The organism is Bradyrhizobium sp. CER78, from assembly GCF_029846235.1.
GTDB lineage: Bacteria > Pseudomonadota > Alphaproteobacteria > Rhizobiales > Xanthobacteraceae > Bradyrhizobium.
Map to the genome: position 1 here is coordinate 47,836 of NZ_JARVWP010000002.1, position 18,850 is coordinate 66,685.

At 64.9% G+C, this 18,850-nt stretch carries 18 protein-coding genes; 12 read left to right on the forward strand and 6 right to left on the reverse strand.

The genetic code is table 11. The features are described from left to right. Positions 1 to 3: 3 nt before the first annotated feature. From QDT69_RS03280 to QDT69_RS03310, 7 genes are all read left to right on the forward strand, one after another. The gene (locus tag QDT69_RS03280) at positions 4 to 891 is read left to right on the forward strand and encodes an ABC transporter permease (RefSeq protein ID WP_279705221.1); all 888 of its coding nucleotides are present in this window, start codon (positions 4 to 6) and stop codon (positions 889 to 891) included. Positions 892 to 1,048: 157 nt separating this feature from the next. Next, positions 1,049 to 2,698 (forward strand): ABC transporter ATP-binding protein, encoded by a 1,650-nt coding sequence (locus tag QDT69_RS03285; RefSeq protein WP_279705222.1) that lies wholly within the window; start codon positions 1,049 to 1,051, stop codon positions 2,696 to 2,698. Positions 2,699 to 2,928: 230 nt separating this feature from the next. Then, the gene (locus tag QDT69_RS03290) at positions 2,929 to 4,449 is read left to right on the forward strand and encodes a M81 family metallopeptidase (RefSeq protein ID WP_279705223.1); all 1,521 of its coding nucleotides are present in this window, start codon (positions 2,929 to 2,931) and stop codon (positions 4,447 to 4,449) included. Between the two features lie 6 nt (positions 4,450 to 4,455). Further along, positions 4,456 to 5,628: a M20 family metallopeptidase gene (locus tag QDT69_RS03295; RefSeq protein WP_279705224.1), complete on the forward strand. Its 1,173-nt coding sequence runs from the start codon at positions 4,456 to 4,458 to the stop codon at positions 5,626 to 5,628. After that, positions 5,621 to 7,039, forward strand: coding sequence for an amidase (locus QDT69_RS03300; protein ID WP_279705225.1), 1,419 nt, complete (start codon positions 5,621 to 5,623; stop codon positions 7,037 to 7,039). The genes QDT69_RS03295 and QDT69_RS03300 overlap by 8 nt, the downstream gene beginning before the upstream one ends. Before the next feature lie 135 nt (positions 7,040 to 7,174). Then, positions 7,175 to 8,065: a crotonase/enoyl-CoA hydratase family protein gene (locus tag QDT69_RS03305; protein WP_279705226.1), complete on the forward strand. Its 891-nt coding sequence runs from the start codon at positions 7,175 to 7,177 to the stop codon at positions 8,063 to 8,065. Then, complete coding sequence (locus QDT69_RS03310; protein ID WP_279705227.1) at positions 8,062 to 8,736, forward strand: alpha/beta fold hydrolase; 675 nt, start codon at positions 8,062 to 8,064, stop codon at positions 8,734 to 8,736. The genes QDT69_RS03305 and QDT69_RS03310 overlap by 4 nt, the downstream gene beginning before the upstream one ends. 81 nt (positions 8,737 to 8,817) lie before the next feature. On the opposite strand, the gene QDT69_RS03315 is transcribed toward QDT69_RS03310, so the two are convergent. The 3 genes from QDT69_RS03315 to QDT69_RS03325 form a co-directional block, all read right to left on the reverse strand. Then, on the reverse strand, positions 8,818 to 9,792 hold the full coding sequence (locus tag QDT69_RS03315; protein WP_279705228.1) for an NADPH:quinone oxidoreductase family protein: 975 nt from the start codon (positions 9,790 to 9,792) through the stop codon (positions 8,818 to 8,820). Further along, positions 9,792 to 10,403, reverse strand: a complete 612-nt coding sequence (locus QDT69_RS03320; protein ID WP_279705229.1) for a 2-hydroxychromene-2-carboxylate isomerase — start codon at positions 10,401 to 10,403, stop codon at positions 9,792 to 9,794. The genes QDT69_RS03315 and QDT69_RS03320 overlap by 1 nt, the downstream gene beginning before the upstream one ends. 100 nt (positions 10,404 to 10,503) lie before the next feature. Further along, positions 10,504 to 11,208, reverse strand: coding sequence for a glutathione binding-like protein (locus QDT69_RS03325; RefSeq protein ID WP_279705230.1), 705 nt, complete (start codon positions 11,206 to 11,208; stop codon positions 10,504 to 10,506). A 98-nt stretch (positions 11,209 to 11,306) separates the two neighbouring features. Here QDT69_RS03325 and QDT69_RS03330 point away from each other — a divergent pair, with 98 nt between their 5' ends. Next, positions 11,307 to 12,329 (forward strand): methionine synthase, encoded by a 1,023-nt coding sequence (locus QDT69_RS03330; RefSeq protein ID WP_279705231.1) that lies wholly within the window; start codon positions 11,307 to 11,309, stop codon positions 12,327 to 12,329. A gap of 17 nt (positions 12,330 to 12,346) precedes the next feature. Here QDT69_RS03330 and QDT69_RS03335 read toward each other — a convergent pair whose 3' ends face one another. The 3 genes from QDT69_RS03335 to QDT69_RS03345 all read right to left on the reverse strand — a co-directional run bounded on the left by QDT69_RS03335 (position 12,347) and on the right by QDT69_RS03345 (position 14,370). Continuing rightward, entirely contained in the window at positions 12,347 to 12,970 is a 624-nt protein-coding gene (locus QDT69_RS03335) for a hypothetical protein (RefSeq protein WP_279705232.1), read from the reverse strand. Between the two features lie 113 nt (positions 12,971 to 13,083). Continuing rightward, the gene (gene gpt, locus QDT69_RS03340) at positions 13,084 to 13,611 is read right to left on the reverse strand and encodes a xanthine phosphoribosyltransferase (RefSeq protein ID WP_279705233.1); all 528 of its coding nucleotides are present in this window, start codon (positions 13,609 to 13,611) and stop codon (positions 13,084 to 13,086) included. 6 nt (positions 13,612 to 13,617) lie between these two features. Continuing rightward, the gene (locus QDT69_RS03345; protein ID WP_279705234.1) at positions 13,618 to 14,370 is read right to left on the reverse strand and encodes a molybdopterin-binding protein; all 753 of its coding nucleotides are present in this window, start codon (positions 14,368 to 14,370) and stop codon (positions 13,618 to 13,620) included. 225 nt (positions 14,371 to 14,595) lie between these two features. Between QDT69_RS03345 and QDT69_RS03350 the strand changes: the two genes are divergently transcribed. The 4 genes from QDT69_RS03350 (at position 14,596) to QDT69_RS03365 (ending at position 18,734) form a co-directional block, all read left to right on the forward strand. Beyond that, the gene (locus QDT69_RS03350; protein ID WP_279705235.1) at positions 14,596 to 16,014 is read left to right on the forward strand and encodes a circularly permuted type 2 ATP-grasp protein; all 1,419 of its coding nucleotides are present in this window, start codon (positions 14,596 to 14,598) and stop codon (positions 16,012 to 16,014) included. An 8-nt stretch (positions 16,015 to 16,022) separates the two neighbouring features. Continuing rightward, on the forward strand, positions 16,023 to 16,967 hold the full coding sequence (locus QDT69_RS03355) for an alpha-E domain-containing protein (protein WP_279705236.1): 945 nt from the start codon (positions 16,023 to 16,025) through the stop codon (positions 16,965 to 16,967). Positions 16,968 to 17,174: 207 nt separating this feature from the next. Then, the gene (locus QDT69_RS03360) at positions 17,175 to 18,017 is read left to right on the forward strand and encodes a transglutaminase family protein (protein WP_279705237.1); all 843 of its coding nucleotides are present in this window, start codon (positions 17,175 to 17,177) and stop codon (positions 18,015 to 18,017) included. Positions 18,018 to 18,440: 423 nt separating this feature from the next. Then, on the forward strand, positions 18,441 to 18,734 hold the full coding sequence (locus QDT69_RS03365; RefSeq protein ID WP_279705238.1) for a GYD domain-containing protein: 294 nt from the start codon (positions 18,441 to 18,443) through the stop codon (positions 18,732 to 18,734). The last annotated feature ends 116 nt before the right edge of the window (positions 18,735 to 18,850 follow it).

Sequence of the window (18,850 nt, forward strand, 5' to 3'; positions counted from 1 at the left end):
GCGATGGCGATCGATACCCTTCCTGAATCCACTCTCCCCGTCACCCGGCCGTTCCGCGTCAAATTCGGCTTCCTGACCTCGACGCCGATCATCGCGGTTGCGACGATCTGCCTCGTCCTCATCATCCTGATGGCGATCTTCGCGCCGCTCCTTGCGCCCCATGATCCACTCTTGCTGACGCCGGCGCAGCGGCTGAAGCCGTCGAGCGCGCAATATTTGCTCGGCACCGATGCCTATGGACGTGACCTGTTGTCGCGCATCATCTACGGCGCGCGGATCTCGCTGGTGATCGGGCTCGGCGCCGCCGTCTGCTCGATCGGCGTCGGGCTGCTGATCGGCCTCGTCGCCGGCTTCTTCCGCTGGGTCGATGCGGTGATGATGCGCGTGATGGACGGCCTGATGGCGATCCCCGCCATCCTGCTCGCGATCGCCGTGGTGTCGCTATCGGGTGCCAGCATCTGGACCGTGATGGTCGCAATCACCATCCCCGAGATCCCGCGCGTGGCACGGCTGGTGCGATCGGTGGTGCTGACCGCACGCGAGGAACCCTATGTCGAGGCCGCGATCTCGCTCGGCTCGAGCCTGCCGAAGATCATGTGGCGGCATCTGATGCCGAACACGATCGCACCGCTGATCGTGCAAGGCACTTACGTTTGCGCATCCGCGATCCTGACCGAGGCGATCCTGTCGTTCCTCGGCGCCGGCATCTCGCCGGAAACGCCGACCTGGGGCAACATCATGGCCGAGGGCCGCGCCTACTTCCAGGTCAAGCCGTCGCTGATCTTCTGGCCGGGGCTGCTGCTCTCGATCGCCATTCTCAGTATCAATCTGATCGGCGACGCCGCGCGCGACGCGCTCGATCCCCGCATGAAGCAGCGCGAGGGCAAGTGACGGCTTCAATGCCAATTGAAGCCGTCATCCCGGGGCGGTGCGTTAGCACCAGACCCGGAATCTCGAGATTCCGGGTTCGATGCTTCGCATCGCCCCGGAATGACAGTGGATCAATTCCGTCGCCGCGCGAGCCGCAGCAGCGCCAAGAGAGCCTGACATGACCAACGTCGTCCTCGACATCAACAATCTCGTCGTCGGCCTCGGCCGCAAGGCTGACGCGCATCGCATCATCGACGACCTTTCGCTAAGGGTGCACGAAGGCGAGACGCTGTGCGTGGTCGGCGAAAGCGGCTCCGGCAAGTCGGTGACCTCGCTCACCACGATGGGACTGCAGCAGAAGGATATCCTGGTGCCGTCGGGCGGCAGCGTGAAGCTGGTGGGCGAGGAACTGCTCACCGCGACCGACCGGCGGCTGCGGCAATTGCGCGCGACGCGGATGGCGATGATCTTCCAGGAGCCGATGACTGCGCTCAACCCGGTGGTGCCGGTCGGCCGCCAGATCGACGAGGTGCTGCGCGCCCATACCGATCTCGACTCCCGCGCGCGGCGCCAGAAGATCCTGGCGATGATGGAGCATGTGCGACTGCCGGACGTGGAGCGCATCTTCTCCTCCTACCCACACCGCCTCTCCGGCGGACAGCGCCAGCGCATCATGATCGCGATGGCGCTGGTGCTGGAACCGAAGCTTCTGATCGCGGACGAGCCGACCACGGCGCTCGACGTCACCACCCAGAAGCAGATCCTGACGCTGATCCGCGACCTGCAACGCGATCACGGCACGGCGGTGCTGTTCATCACCCACGACATGGGCGTGGTGGCCGAGATCGCCGACCGCGTCGCGGTGATGCGCCACGGCCGCCTGGTCGAGGCCGGCCCGCTGCAGGACGTGCTGCGTAATCCGAAGATGGAATACACCCGCAACTTGCTGTCCTCGGTGCCGAGCCTGGTGCCGCGCGCACCGCGTCCGGAGACGACCGAGCCCGTGGTGCTGGAAGCCAACGAGCTCAGCAAGGTCTACCGGGAGCGGTCGCTGTACGGCAAAGCGCGCGAGGTCGCCGCCGCCAGCAACGTCACACTCACCCTGCGCAAGGGCCGCACGCTCGGCATCGTCGGCGAAAGCGGCTCCGGCAAATCGACGGTCGCGCGCTGCATCGTCCGCCTGATCGATCCGACCTCGGGCGGGGTGCGGCTCGCCGGCCGCGAGATCTCCGACCTGTCGCGCCGGCTGCTGCAGCCGCATCGCCAGAAGATCCAGATCATCTTCCAGGACCCCTACCGCTCGCTCAATCCGCGCGTCACCGTCGGCGAGAGCATCGCGGAGGGTCCGATCAATTACGGCATGCCGCGCAAGGACGCGCTGGCACGGGCCCGCGAGCTGCTCGAGTTGGTCCACTTGCCGCCCGACGCGATCTCGCGCTATCCGCACCAGTTCTCCGGCGGTCAGCGCCAGCGCATCGCGATCGCGCGCGCGCTGGCGCTCGATCCCGACGTGCTGGTGGCTGATGAAGCCGTATCCGCGCTCGACGTCTCGGTGCAGGCGCAGGTTCTGGATCTGCTCGACGAGATCCAGCGGCGGCTCGGCATCGCGCTGTTGTTCATCACCCATGATTTGCGCGTCGCCGCACAAATCTGCGACGACGTCGCTGTGATGCAGCGTGGGCGGGTCGTGGAACAGGGGCCGGCCGCCGAGGTGCTGACCAATCCGCAGCAGGCCTATACCCGCGCGCTGCTCGATGCGGCACCCGGACGCGGCTGGGACTTCGCCAACTTCCGCCCGGTTTCGGAAGGCATCGTGGCAACGGCCTAGGTCTTTAGCCTTAGCCTGAACTGTGGGCCTTTCAATACGCCCATAGGGCATGCAATTCCGGCAGTGCTCGCCGACTTGCGCTTGGCGCGACGACACGCTTAACGTCGCGCGCTAGAGCGGGATCCGGAAGAGGCGAACCGGCTTTCGAACGGTCATGCTCAACTGAAATGACGGGATGATGCGATTGCTTCCAAATCGCTTCATCATCGAAGAAACCTGTCGAGACCTTGATGACCCGCATTGCCGTTGGCGGCTTCCTGCACGAGACCAACACCTTCGCGCCGACGAAGGCAACCTATGACGACTTCGTGCATGGCGGCGGCTGGCCGTCCATGACGCACGGCGCCGACGTGCTCAAGGTCATGCGCAAGATCAATGTCGGCCTCGCCGGGTTCGTCGAGGCCGCTGAAGCCAACGGCTGGGAGCTGGTGCCGACGATTTTCGCCGCGGCGAGCCCGTCGGCGCATGTCAGCAAGGATGCGTTCGAGCGGATCGTGACCGAGATGGTCGACGGCATTGTCGCGGCCGGGCCGGTCGATGCGGTCTATCTCGACCTGCACGGCGCCATGGTCACCGAGCATCATGACGACGGCGAGGGCGAAACGCTGGCGCGCGTGCGCAAGGCGATCGGCAACGATTTGCCGCTGGTGGTGAGCCTCGATCTGCACGCGAACGTCTCGCCCAAGATGATCGAACATGCCGATGCGCTGATCGCCTACCGTACCTATCCGCATGTCGACATGGCCGACACCGGCCGCGCCTGCGCGCGGCATCTGGCGCTGATGCTCAAGTCCGGGCAGCGCTTTGCAAAAGCATTCCGGCAATTGCCGTTCCTGATCCCGATCAGCTGGCAATGCACCAACGACCAGCCGACCAAGGGCATCTATCAGAAGCTCGCCGCGCTGGAGAGCGACGCGGTGCCGACGCTGTCGTTTGCGCCGGGCTTCCCGGCGGCCGATTTCAGGGATTGCGGGCCGAGCGTGTTCGCCTACGGCCGAACGCAGGCCGATGCGGATGCCGCCGCCGACAACGTCGTCGCCCTGGTCGAGAGCCATGAGGACGATTTCGACGGCCGGATCTATTCGCCTGATGAAGGCGTGCAGCTGGCGATGCAACTGGCGAAGTCGGCCAGCAAGCCGATCATCATCGCCGACACCCAGGACAATCCCGGCGCCGGCGGCGATTCCGACACCACGGGCATGCTGCGCGCGCTGGTGCGCAACCGAGCGAGCGCCGCAACCGGCGTGATCTACGACCCGCAATCGGCCAAGGCCGCGCATGCGGCCGGCGTCGGGGCATCGGTCACGCTCGAACTCGGCGGCAAGTCCGGCATTCCCGGCGACGCACCCTACCGGGAGACTTTCGTTGTCGAGCAACTGTCGGATGGCAAATTCGTCGCGCCCGGCCCCTATTTCGGCGGCCGCGACATGGATATGGGACCCTCGGCCTGCCTGCGGGTCGGCGACGTCCGCGTCGTCGTCGGCTCCTACAAGGCCCAGCTTGCTGATCAGTCGATGTACCGCTATGTCGGCATCGAGCCGACCGCGCAGAAGATCCTGGTCAACAAGAGCTCGGTGCATTTCCGCGCCGATTTCGAACCGATCGCGGAGAAACTGCTGATCTGCGCCGCGCCCGGCGCAATGCCGGCCGACACCGCCACACTGCCGTGGAAACATTTGCGTCCCGGCATTCGTATCAAGCCTAACGGCCCCACTTTCACACCCACCTCCCCATCACGCACAAACGGATAGAGAGCCATGCCGACCATTGAGCGCATCGACAGTTTTGCCGACGAACTCACCGCCATCAGACGGGATCTGCATGCGCATCCCGAGATCGGCTTCGAGGAGGTCCGCACGTCAGGCATCGTCGCCGAGAAGCTGACGAGCTGGGGCATCGAGGTGCATCGCGGCCTAGGCGGCACCGGCGTGGTCGGCGTGCTCAAGGGCAAGGGCAACGGCACCAGGAAGATCGGCCTGCGCGCCGACATGGACGCGCTGCCGATGGAGGAGAACACCAATCTGAAGTGGCGTTCGACCATCCCCGGCCGCTTCCACGGCTGCGGCCATGACGGTCACACCACGATGCTGCTCGGCTCGGCGCGCTATCTCGCCGAAACCCGCAATTTCGACGGCACCGTGCATTTCATCTTCCAGCCGGCCGAGGAAGGCCTCGGCGGCGCCCGCGCCATGATCAAGGACGGCCTGTTCAAGCAGTTCCCCTGCGACGAGGTCTACGGCCTGCACAACGCGCCCGACCTGAACCATGGCGAGATCGCGATCCTCCCGGGCCCGGCAATGGCCGCAGCCGACTTCTTCGACATCAGGATCCAGGGCTATGGCGCCCATGGCGCGATGCCGGAGCGCTCCAAGGACGCGGTCGTGATCGCAATGACGCTCGGACAGGCGCTGCAGTCGATCGTCAGCCGCAACGTCGATCCGCTGCAGGCAGCGGTGCTGTCGATCACCCAGATCCATTCCGGTTCGGCCTACAACGTCATTCCCGGGGATGCCTGGATGTGCGGCACGGTGCGCTGCTTCTCCGAGGAGATCCGCGCGCTGATCCGCAAGCGCATGCGCGAGATCTGCGCCGGCTTTGCCGCCGCGTATGAAGCTGAAATCTCGGTCGAGATCCGCGACGGCTTCAGCGTGCTGGTCAACCAGGAAGAGCAGTCCCGCGTGGTCGAGGAAGTCGCGCGCACCGTGGTCGATCCGGCCAAGGTGATCACCCGCTCGACGCCCAAGATGGGCAGCGAGGATTTCGCCGACATGATGCAGGCCGTTCCCGGTGCGTATTTCTGGGTCGGCCATGACGGTTCAGTGCCCGTGCACAATCCCGGTTACGTTCTCGACGACAAGATCCTCCCGATCGGCGCCAGCATGTTCGCCCGTATCATCGAGAAACGCATGCCGGCAGGTGCGCATGCATAAGCCGAAAGGGGACGCCATCACGTCGCTGCACGATCTCTCCGCCGTCGACCTGCTCGCCGGCTATCGTGCCAAGCAGTTCTCGCCGTCCGAAGTGCTCGAGGAAATCATCTCCCAGGTCGCGACCTGGGAGCCGCACATCAAGGCGCTGTATCTGTACGACCCCGACGGGGCGCGAAAGGTCGCCAAGGCCTCGACCGAACGCTGGCAGCAGGCCGAGCCTGCCGGCACGCTCGACGGCGTGCCCGTCACCATCAAGGACAACGTCGCGACCAAGGGCCAGCCGGTGCCGCTCGGCGCCGCCAGCGTCAAGCTCGCGCCCGCGGAGAAGGATGCGCCGCCCGCCGCGCGGCTGCGTGAAGCCGGCTGCGTGATCTTCTCCAAGACCACGATGCCGGATTACGGCATGCTGTCGTCGGGCCTGTCGTCATTCCATCCCCTCACCCGCAATCCCTGGGATGTCAGCAAGAACCCGGGCGGATCGAGCTCGGGCGCGGGCGCCGCCGGCGCTGCCGGCTACGGCCCGCTGCATCTCGGCACCGACATCGGCGGCTCGGTGCGGCTGTCGGCCTCCTGGTGCGGCCTCGTCGCGCTGAAGCCGAGCCTCGGCCGCGTGCCGATCGATCCGCCCTATGTCGGCCGCGTCGCGGGGCCGATGACCCGCACCGTCGACGACGCCGCGCTGATGATGAGCGTGCTGTCGCGCCCCGATCGCCGCGACGGCATGAGCCTGCCGGCGCTCGAGGTGAACTGGAAAGCGCTGGAGAAGTCGCCGCGCAAGCTGCGCATCGGGCTGATGCTCGATGCCGGATCCGGCCAGAAGGTCGAGAAGGAGGTTCGCGAGGTCGTCGTCAAGGCGGCGAAGGCGTTCGAATCCGCCGGCGCTGTGATCACCGAGATCGACGGCATCCTCACGCCCGAGATGCTCGAAGGGCTCGACAATTTCTGGCGTGCGCGGACCTGGGACGAGCTGTCGAAATTGTCTGAGGCCGATCGCAGCAAGACCCTGCCCTACATCCTCAACTGGGCCGAGGCCGGCGCAAAACTCTCCGGCGTCGACGTGGTGCGCGGCTTCAACCAGACGATGGCGATCCGCGCAGCCGCGGCAAAACTGTTCTGCGAGGTCGACTACGTGATCGCGCCGGTGTCGCCGGTGGTGAACTTCCCGGCGGAGTTCGCAGCACCGCTCAACGACCCGGCGAAGCCGTTCGAGCACATCTGCTTTACCGTGCCGTGGAATATGTCGGAGAACCCGGCACTCGCGATCAACGGCGGCTACGACAAGAAGGGCTTTCCGATCGGTGTCCAGATCATCGGCCGGCGCTTCGACGACATCGGTGTGCTCGGCATGGGCAAGGCGTTCGAAGGCCTGCGCGGCCCGCAAAAGCCGTGGCCGACACCGCCGAAGAAGTAGCGCCTCAACGCAAGTCGGATGCGCGGAGCTCAGCCTGCGCATCCGACTTCTTCACAAGGGATGATTGCCGGGTTAACTGAATGGAGACGCGCGCCAGCGCCGTTCATTCAAGAAAACCGAGAGGAAATCATCCCCATGGCGTATGAGACGATCAAGTACGAGGTCGCCGAGCAGATCCTGACCATCACGCTGAACCGGCCCGACAAGCTCAACGCCTTCAACGCCACGATGCAGCAGGAGCTGATCGACGCGTTCGACAAGGCCGACAAGGACGACGACGTCAGGGCGATCATCGTGACCGGCGAAGGCCGCGGCTTCTGCGCCGGCGCCGACCTCTCCTCCGGTGCCAACACCTTCGACCGCGATGCGCGCCGCGGCCCGGTCAAGCGCAATGCCGACGGCAGCGTCGACTACAGCGATCCGCAGGTGCGCGACGGCGGCGGTCAGGTGACACTGCGCATCTTCAAATGCCTGAAGCCTGTCATCGCCGCGGTGAACGGTCCGGCGGTCGGGATCGGCGTTACCATGCAGCTCGCGATGGATATCCGCATCGCGTCCGAAGCCGCGCGCTTCGGCTTCGTGTTCTCCCAGCGCGGCATCGTGCCGGAGGCCGCCTCGAGCTGGTTCCTGCCGCGCATCGTCGGCATCTCGCAGGCGCTGGAGTGGTGCTACTCGGGCCGCGTGTTCCCGGCGCAGGAGGCGCTCGCCGGCCGGCTGGTCAGCAAGGTGGTGCCGCCGGACGAGCTGCTGCCGACCGCGCGTGCGCTCGCCAAGGAGTTCGCGGCCAAGACCGCGCCGGTGTCGGTTGCGCTGATCCGCCAGATGATGTGGCGCATGATGGGCGCCGACGATCCGATGGAGGCGCACAAGGTCGACAGCCGCGGCATCTATGCCCGCGGTCGCTCCGACGACGTCAAGGAAGGCGTGGTGTCGTTCCTGGAGAAGCGTCCGGCGCAGTTCAAGAACAAGGTCTCGTCGGATATGCCCGACTATTTCCCGTGGTGGCAAGAGCGCGACTATAAGTGAACGAACGGCGTCAAGCGGCGTCCAGATCTGACGGCGTCGTCCTGCTGCATGGCATCAGCCGGACGGCGCGCTCGTTTCGCAGGATGGAGCAGGCACTCAGCGATGCCGGCTTTGCCACCCTCAATCTCGACTATGACAGCCGGCGCAAGCCACTCGATGCGCTGGCCGAGGACATCCATCCCTCGCTGGATCCCTTCGCAAAGAGCCTCGACGGCTCCGTGCATTTCGTCTGCCACTCGATGGGCGGGCTACTGGCCCGCGTCTATCTGGCAAGACATCGACCCTCGCGGATCGGCCGCGTCGTGATGCTGGGCACGCCGAACGGCGGCAGCGAGATCGCCGACCGCCTGAAGAACCTAGCCGCCTATCGCGCCTACTTCGGCCCGGCCGGCCAGCAGCTCGTCACTCGCCGCGATGCCGCGACCAGCGCGCTGCTGCCCACAATCGACTATGAGGCTGGCATCATCGCCGGCAACCGCTCGGTCTATCCGATCACCTCCATGGCCCTGCCGCGGCCGCACGACGGAAGGGTGTCGGTCGCCAACACCAGGCTCGACGGCATGGCCGATCACATCGTGATCCGCACCTCGCATCCCTGGCTGGTGCGAAACCGGGAAGTAATCGAGCAGACGATTGCGTTTCTGCGGGATGGACGATTCGCCAAAGCGTAGGGTGGATTAGCGGAGCGTAATCCACCGCTTCTCGGCGATAGGCGGCGGGTTACGCCTTCGGCTAACCCGCCCTACGCACCTTCATCGGGTCATCAGCGCCACGCGGCCGATCGCCTTGCGCTCGATCAACAGCCGCATCGCTTTCGCGTAGTCTTCCAGCGGCAACCGGTGCGAGATATTCGGCCGCACCCGGCCCGCCTCGGCCCATTCGCTCAGCGCCTTGAACCTGACCTCGCCGAGCGCGGGATCCTTGCGCACCGCCTCGCCGGCGCGCACGCCGAGCACGCTCGCGCCCTTGATCATCAACAGATTGGTGCGGGCGAGGCCGATGCCGCCGGTGAAGCCGACGACGAGAATTCGTGCGCCCCAGTTGATGCAGCGCATCGAGTTCTCGAACACTTCTCCACCAACCGGATCGAATACGACATCCGCGCCGCGTCCGTCGGTGAGACGTTTCACCGCATCGCGGAACGGCTCGCGTTCATAGAGCACGAGATGATCCGCGCCGCGCGCCTTGGCGATCGTAAGCTTCTCCTCGGATGAGGCTGCCGCGATCACGGTGGCGCCGAGCAGCTTGCCGATCTCGACCGCGGCAAGCCCGACGCCGCCGCCGGCCCCATGCACCAGCAACACCTCGCCCGGCTTGATCTGCCCGCGGTCGATCAGCGCGTGATAGGCCGTGCCGTGCGCGGCAAGGAAGGTCGCGCCTTCCGCGTAGTCGAAGGTCGACGGCACCGGCACGAGCTGCGCCGGCACAGCGACCGTCTCGTCGCAATAGGCGCCGAAGCGCATCTTGACGATCACCTTGTCGCCGACCGCGACACCGGCAGCGTCTTTGACCTCGACGACATCGCCGGCGGCTTCCGAGCCCGGTGTGAACGGCAGCGGCGGCTTGAGCTGGTACTCACCGGCGGCCATCAGGATGTCGGGGAAATTGATCCCGGCGGCACGGATCGCAACACGCACCTGCCCCGGCTGCAATGGCACCGAAGCAAAATTCTCGAGCTGAAGACGCTCGGGCGGTCCGAGCTCGCGGCAAACAACGGCTTTCGGCATCAGGCAGCCCGCGCCTTGAGACGGGCCAGCGCCTCGCGGATCAGCGGCAGGCGGTCGTTGCCGAAATACATATCGGTCTTGTCGAGATAGATCGTGGGCGAGCCGAAGCCGCCGCGCGCCATCACCTCCTCGGTGTTGGCCTTGAGCTGATCCTTGATGGCCTGGTCGCCGATGCCGGCCAGGAATTTTGCCGGATCGATCCCGAGCTTGCTGCAGATCTCGGTTAGCACGGCATCCTGCGAGATGTCCTTGTCATCACCCCAATAGGCCTCGAACACCGCGCGCGCGAACGGCACCATCTTTTCGTTGCCGAGCCAGATGCAGCCGCGCATCGCCTTGACGCTGTTCACCGGAAACACGCTCGGCGGCATCTTGATCGCAAGACCGGCCGAGCGTGCCCAGTCGGCAAGATCCTTCTTCATGTAGCGCGCCTTCAACGGCACCGGCTTCTCGCGCTGCGCGTAAACCGACGGATTGACGGTGTTGAAGATGCCGCCGACCAGGATCGGCCGCCAGGTGATCTCGGCGCCAAACTCCTTCGCCAGCGGCTGGATGTTGTGCCAGGCGAGGTAAGTCCACGGACTGGAACAGTCGAAGAAGAATTCGATCATTGGCGTTTCCCTTTGTCTTTTCCACGCTCATTCTCGTCATTCCGGGATGCGCCGCAAGGCGGAGAGCTCGCGACCGTGTCGCGCCGCGGAATAACGGACACTATTTTTTGTCGACCAGCTCCTTCGCACGCTGGCCGAACATGTTCTTGCGTGATTCCTCGTCGAACGGCTCCTTGACGAATTTTCCGATCGCAAGTCCCGCCTGCACCTGCGGGCGCGCGCGCACGGTGGCGTACCAGCGCTTGATGTTCGGGTAGTCGTCGAGGGTGAAGCCCTGCGCCTTGTGGGTCATGGTCCAGGGGAAGCAGGCGATGTCGGCAATCGAATAGTCGGGACCTGCGACATAGGCGCCGGTCTTGCCGAGCTGGCGGTCGAGCACGCCATAGAGCCGCGCCGTCTCGTCGCGGTAGCGCTCGATCGCGTAGGGAATCTTCTCGGCCGCATAGAGCGCGAAATGGCCGTGCTGGCCGAGCATCGGGCCGAGGCCGCCCATCTGCCACATCACCCATTGGATGACGTTCGACCGCGCACGCAACTCCCTGGACAGGAAACGACCGGTCTTGTCGGCGAGATAGATCAGGATCGCGCCGGTCTCGAACACCGAGAACGGCCCGCCGCCGTCGGCAGGCGCATGGTCGACGATCGCGGGGATCCGGTTGTTCGGGCTGATCGCCAGGAATTCGGACCTAAACTGCTCGCCGGCGCGGATGTTCACCGGGATCACCGTGTACGGGAGCCCCAGTTCCTCCAGCATGATCGAGATCTTCCAGCCGTTCGGCGTCGGCGCGTAGTGCAGATCGATCATCGGCGTCTATTCCCCATCACAAAGACTTTTGTTGTTCTGTACGTCCACTCTAGGACATGGCACACAGGCGCTCAATCAGAACCCATCGGGAGGCACCCATGCTGTTTCCAACCACGATCGCAGGCTCGCTGCCGAAGCCGGAATGGCTCGCCGAACCGAACATGCTGTGGGCGCCGTGGAAGTCGGAAGGCGCCGAGCTCGCCCGCGCCAAGCGCGATGCCACCGTGCTTGCGGTCAAGCTGCAGGAAGATGCCGGCGTCGACATCGTCACCGACGGCGAGCAGGCGCGCCAGCATTTCGTGCACGGTTTTCTGGAGCGCATTGAAGGCATCGATTTCGCCCACAAGGTCGAGATGGGCATCCGCAAGGATCGCTATAAGGCGATGGTGCCGCAGGTGGTCGCGCCGCTGCAGCTCAAGGGCCGCGTCCACGAGGGTGAGGCACGTGCGGCGCGCGCCCACACCAAGAACCGGCTGAAGTTCACCCTGCCCGGCCCGATGACGATCATCGACACCATCGCCGACCAATATTACGGCGACCGCGTCAAGATGGCGTTCGCTTTCGCGGAGCTGTTGAACCAGGAAGCCAAGGCGTTGCAGGCCGATGGCGTCGACATGATTCAGTTCGACGAGCCGGCCTTCAACGTCTACATGGACCAGGTGCGCGACTGGGGCATCAAGGCGCTGGAGCGCGCCGCCGAGGGTCTCACCTGCGCCACCGCCGTGCACATCTGCTACGGCTACGGCATCAAAGCCAACACCGACTGGAAGGAGACGCTCGGCGGCGAGTGGCGGCAGTATGAAGAGACGTTCCCTGTGATCGACAAGAGCACGATCCAGCAGGTCGCGATCGAATGCCGCAACTCGAAGGTGCCGATCGAGCTGCTCGCGGCGCTGCCCGGCAAGATCGTGCAGGCCGGCGTGATCGACGTCGCGAGCGATGAGGTCGAAACCCCTGAGGATGTCGTCAGGGTGATCGAGGCGGTCGCAAAGCACGTGCCGAAGGGCAACATCATCGCGACCACCAATTGCGGCATGGCGCCGATGCGGCGCGATATCGCCGAAGCCAAGCTGAGTGCGCTCGGCGCGGGTGCAAAGCTGGCGCGGCAGCGGCTGTCGTAACGACAGCCCAGGCGGGCTCAGCCCGGGGCCGCCGCCGCGCTCGGGTGCAGCACCGGCCGATAGCCGGACTGAAATGCGCGGACGGTCGATGGCGGCGTCAGCAGCATCGCGGAAGCGGTCGCGTCGGCGCACTCGTAGCCGGCGAACGACCAACGCAGCGTCTTGCCATCGGCGACGAGATAGCTTTCCCCGTTCGCCTGCACCATCGTCCCGTCGGGCAATTCGTCAATCGGCATCGGCAGCGCATGTAGCCGCTTCTTGCCACGATCGAGCCGCTCGGCGTGCAGCACCGCATCCATCGCCTTGGCGCTGAGATCACTGATGCCATTGCCATTCTCCCAGGCGGCGCGAAACCGGTTGGCGTCGTCGCGGCGGCAGTAGAAGCAGGGCCGGTGTCCGGCCGCGAAGGCCGTGGCTTCATCGAGGAAGAACAGTTCGGTCCAGCTCTGCCGGCGCATCACTTCGCGCCGCCGGCCCCTGAACTCGCAGACGCAGGTGAGCCACGCCGGCGACGACCAGCGCTTGTTCAGCAGTGTGCGGGTCGCGGGATCGTGGATGATGCCGCGATTGCCGGTGAAGGTGCCGCGGCGGTCCGTGGCGACGATCTCTCCGGTGGGAGTGACGCGGTTTTGCAGGGGCATGACGACGAGTCCAAATGTCCGCGGCCGTCATTCCGGGATGGTCCGAAGGACCAAACCCGGAATCTCGAGATTCCGGGTTCGCGTCTTCGACGCGCCCCGGAATGACTCGTGGGTCAGGCAGCCCCGTCGCGGATCGGCGGCTGGAACGACAGCGCGGTGTCCCACGGAAAGAAGATCCAGGTGTCCTGCGACACCTCGGTGATGTAGGTGTCGACCAGCGGCCGTCCCTTGGGCTTGGCGTAGACCGTTGCGAAATGCGCGTCGGGCAGCATCTCGCGCACCAGCTTGCCGGTCTTGCCGGTGTCGACGAGGTCGTCGACGATCAAGAGTCCCTTGCCGGTGCCGCCGCCGAGCTTGGCTGTCTGCTCCGAAATGCCCTTGAGCACCTTCAGGTCGCCCTGCTTGTCATGGTCGTAGCTGGCGATGCAGACGGTATCGATCACCCGCAAGCCGAGCTCGCGCGCCACGATCGCCGCCGGCACCAGCCCGCCGCGGGTGATCGCAATCACCGCATGGAACGGACCGACCTCGTTGAGCCGCCAGGTCAGCGCCCGGCAGTCCCGGTGGAATTGATCCCACGAGACCGGGAACGGCCTGCCGGCCCGATCTTGCGCACTCGGTTCAGAATTTCGCTCAACCATATCGCTTCAACCCACCGGCTTCTTCTGCGCGGCCTGCACCTGCTTTAACATCTCCTTCACCTCCGCCATAGCCGTCGCGAGCTTCTCGGGATCGCGCGAGCGGACCACCAGATTGGTGTTCGGCTTCTGGTTCTCGTCCTGGAACGGATAGCTGCCGATGATGGTGTCGGGATTGGCTTCCGCGATCGCCCGCAGCGGGCCGCCGATGTCGCCTTCCCGCGCGTCGGCGCGGACCGAGTCCGACAGCATCCGCACGCCGGATTTCAGGGTCGGCGCCACGATGTCCATCATCGCCTGCATGATGGTGGGGATGCCGGCCATCACGATGACATTGCCGAGCTTGAAGCCGGGCGCCAGGATGGTCGCGCTCTGGATCAGCTCGGCGCCATCGGGCACCCGGGCCATCCGCAGCCGCGCCTCGTTGAGGTCCTGCTCGCTCCAGCGCTCCCTGAACCGCGCCACCACGTCAGGGTGATGGTGAATATCGACCCCGAACGCCTTCGCCACGCTGTCGGCGGTGATGTCGTCATGGGTCGGCCCGATCCCGCCTGTCGTGAACACGTAGGTGTACCTATGCCGCAGCGCATCAAGGGCGGACACGATGTCGGCCTCGTCGTCGGCGACGACACGGACCTCCTTCAGGTCGATGCCGATATTGGTCAGGTATTCGGCGATGAAGCCGATATTCTTGTCCTTGGTCCGGCCGGACAGGATCTCGTCGCCGATCACCAATATCCCCGCCGTGACGATCTCGCTCATGGTCTCATTCCCTAACTTGATCCCCTGACATTGCCGATCCAATGCCTTGATGTCACGGGGTTTTGCCGCCGAATTAAGCAGACCTCAGCCGGTTTTTCGGGCAGGCCTTCCTGGCTATCCCTAGCAAATGCCACAAGCCAATGCATATCGCGCTGGCCCGGCCCTTGCTACCATCCCATCAAGTCATGCACTGTGTCACATGGCTTGGGAGGGCAGTCGGGATATATGGCAGTCGCGTTCGATGAGATGAACGGCCTCGGCGAGGATCTTCGCCCGGCCTACCAGGAGCTCTCCCGCTGGCTCAAAGAGACGCCGCCGGATGCGCTCGAATATCGGCGCCAGGAAGCGGAGCTGCTGTTCCGCCGGATCGGCATCACCTTCGCGGTCTACGGCGATTCCGAAGCCCAGGAGCGGCTGATCCCGTTCGACGTCATTCCCCGCATCATGTCCGCGACCGAGTGGACGCTGCTGGAGAAGGGCCTGAAGCAGCGCGTGCTCGCGCTCAACATGTTCCTCAGGGATATCTATCACGGCCGCGACATCCTGCGCGCCAACGTCATCCCCGAAGACCTGATCTTCCAGAATCCGGTATTCCGGCCGGAGATGAACGGCCAGGACGTGCCGCACGACATCTACGTCCACATCGCCGGCATCGACATCATCCGCACCGATCCGGACAATTTCATCGTGCTGGAGGACAATGCGCGCACGCCGTCCGGCGTGTCCTACATGCTGGAAAACCGCGAGATCATGATGCGGCTGTTTCCGGACTTGTTTTCGCGCCACCGCGTCGCGCCGGTCGAACGCTATCCGGACGAACTGCTGTCGGCGCTGCGGTCGGTCGCCCCGCACAACGCTTCCGCCGAGCCGACGGTCGCGCTGATGACGCCCGGCGTCTACAACTCGGCCTACTACGAGCACTCGTTCCTGGCCGACAAGCTCGGCATCGAACTGGTCGAGGGGCGCGACCTCATCGTCAAGAACGACGAGGTGTTCATGCGCACCACCGAGGGGCTGAAGCGGGTCGACGTGATCTATCGCCGCGTCGACGACGACTTCCTCGATCCCCTGACCTTCCGGCCGGATTCCGCGCTCGGCGTCCCCGGCCTGATGTCGGCCTATGCCGCCGGCAACATCACGCTCGCCAACGCGGTCGGCACCGGCATCGCCGACGACAAGGCGATCTATTCCTACATGCCCGACATCGTGAAGTTCTACCTCAGCGAGGAGCCGATTCTGAAGAACGTGCAGACCTGGCGCTGCCGCGAACCGCAGGATCTGTCCTACGTGCTCGACAACCTCGCCGACCTCGTCGTCAAGGAAGTGCACGGCTCGGGCGGCTACGGCATGCTGATCGGCCCCGCCGCCACCAAGGCGACCATCGAGGCATTCCGCGACAAGCTCAAGCGCGAGCCGGAAGGCTTCATCGCCCAGCCGACGCTGGCGCTGTCGACCTGCCCGACCTGCACCGACAAGGGCCTCGCGCCGCGCCATGTCGACCTCCGCCCGTTCGTGCTGACCGGCTCCAGCCACACCACCATCGTGCCGGGCGGGCTGACACGGGTGGCGCTGAAGGAAGGCTCGCTCGTGGTCAATTCCAGCCAGGGCGGCGGCACCAAGGACACCTGGATACTGAGCGAGTAGTTGAAAGCATGCTGTCGCGCACCGCTGAAAACCTGTTCTGGCTGGCCCGCTATGTCGAACGCGCCGAGTACCTCGCGCGCACGATCGACGCCACGCTCCGCGTCACCGCGCTGCCCGCGGCCTATATCGGCAAGACCAATGAGTGGGATTCCGCGCTGCTCACCGCCGGCGTCGGCGCGGCCTTCTATGACCATTACGAAGAAGCCAACGAGCGAAACGTCGTCGAGTACCTTTCCTTCTCGTCGGAGAACCCCTCCTCGATCAGGAACTGCATCGAGGCGGCCCGGCTCAATTCGCGCTCGGTGCGAACCGCGCTGACCTCGGAGATGTGGGACACCATCAATTCGGCATGGATCGAGTTGCAGGCGGTCTGGAACAAGGGGCCCGCCAACCGCGAGGAGCTGGCGAAATTCCTGCGCTTCGTGCAGGAGACCTCGCTGCGCTTCGACGGCTCGGCCTACCGGACCATGCTGCGCAACGACGCCTACTGGTTCTCGCGGCTCGGCGTGCATCTCGAGCGCGCCGACAACACCGCGCGGATCCTCGATGTGAAGTATCACATGCTGCTGCCCGAGGAAGAGCACGTCGGCGGGCCGCTGGATTACTATCAGTGGACCTCGATCCTGCGCTCGGTCTCGGCGACGACGGCCTATCACTGGGTCTACCGGGAAACCCTGAAACCCTGGCTGATCGCCGACCTCCTCATCCTCAACGACACGCTGCCGCGCTCGCTTGCCAGCTGCTACAGCAATCTGGTGCGCAATCTGGACCAGATCGGCGTCGCCTATGGCCGCCAGGGCGCCTCCCAGCGCCACGCCCGCGGCATCAGGAACCGGCTCGAGCACAGCCATATGGACGATATCTTCCAGCACGGCGTGCACGAATTCATCCAGGAATTCATCGCGGATAACTCAAGGCTGGGTGAGATCATCACCAAGCAGTATCTGATCTAGAGGAAAAGAAATCGGCGCCGTCCGCGGGCACTGTCTTTACCTCTCCCGAAGGGAGAGGTCGGATCGCGTTTTGCGATCCGGGTGAGGGAGTTCGGTCTATCGAGGGACCTTGACCCCTCACCCGAATTGCTTCGCAATTCGACCTCTCCCTATGGGAGAGGTAAAATCCCGTTGCGGCCAGCTCTGATCTGACCTACTGGAACGCACATGCGCCTGCGGATAGCCCACACCACCACCTATCGCTACGAGCCGGCCGCCTCGGGCGTGATCCAGATTCTGCGGATGACGCCGGGCAGCCATGACGGCCAGTATGTCGCCGATTGGCAGATCGACGTTTCGACCGACTCCCGGCTGGATACCCATGAGGACGCCTTCGGCAACGTCACCCATGTGCTGACGCATGGTTCGATCAGCGACCTCACCATTCATTGCGAGGGCCTGGTCGAAACCCAGGACACCGGTGGGGTGCTGAAGGGCAGCGACGAGCGGTTTCCGCCCAGCCTGTTCCTGCGCCCCACGCCGCTGACCGACCTCAACCCGGCGATGACGAGTTTCGTGCGCGAGCTGCGCGCGGAGGCCGGCAGCGACGTGCTCGGCTTCCTGCACGCGCTGATGGTGCAGATCTACGAGCACATGACCTTCGACGAGGATCCGACCAACAGCGCCACCTCGGCCTCCGAGGCGTTCGCGCTGAAGCGCGGGGTCTGCCAGGACTACGCGCACATCCTGATCGCCTGTGCGCGCGCCGGTGGTGTTCCGGCGCGGTTCGTCTCCGGCCACTTCCTGCGCTCCGACGGCATGGTCAACCAGCAGGCCGGCCACGCCTGGGCCGAGGCCTTCGTGCCCGACCTCGGCTGGGTCGGCTTCGACGCCGCCAACGGCATCTGCACCACCGACGCTCATGCCCGCGTCGCGATCGGGCTCGACTATCTCGGCGCCGCCCCTGTCCGCGGCACCCGCTATGGCGGCGGCAACGAGACGCTGACGGTCGCGGTCAAGGTCGATCAGGCCGGACGCCCCGGGCAGTGGCAGAGCCAGACACAGTCGTAGCGCAAAGCGCCGCCAAAGAGCTCGAATTGAAGCCCGGTGACTACACCCACACCTGACTTGTAACTGGGCACGCGAAAGTCTTCTGTGCCCCTCATCCTTGCGCGGAACGTGTGATCTCGACCAACGCCTTCACTTATCCGGCTGGCGAGTGATCGCTGCCTCGCCACCGCGTTCCCGATCACAACGCGGGGAGCCCTCTTTCTCGAGCAAGGGACATGGCGTAATCTGCGGTGAGCTGCTATTTGAGACGGGACGGGCCGACGTCACCGTTTGACGGAACGGGCAGCGATCAGGCCGTCGGCAGGCATCTCCGTCTGAAAGCAGCGCCTGCCTTATATGGCGCTCCTTCAACTTCAACATGAAGCAGGTTGGCCTGCCGCGCACGCGGCAGACAAGGGGAATGCATAACCCTTGGAGGACGACATGGCGACATTCATATTGAGGATCGACTGGACCGACCAGGGAATTCGTAACGTCAAGGAAGCTCCCAAGCGCAGCAAAGCGGCGAGAGAACTCGGCGCGAAGCTCGGTGTCGAGATCAAGGAAGTCTATCTCACCTCCGGCGAGCATGACATCCTTCTCCTCGCCGAAGCGCCCCTCGGCGACAACATTACAAAGCTCGCGCTTGCTCTCAGCTCAATGGGAAACATTCGGACCTGCACCTCGCGGGCGTGGCCCGAGGCCGAGTGGACCAAGCTGATATCTGAGCTCCCGTAGCGGCTTCGGATATCCCAACGGATCCCTGCGCGGCCCGCTCTTGGTCGCGTGAATGAATGAAGACGCGAAACGCACGAGGGCGACGGCGCATGTCGTCGCCAGCGGAGCAGCATGCG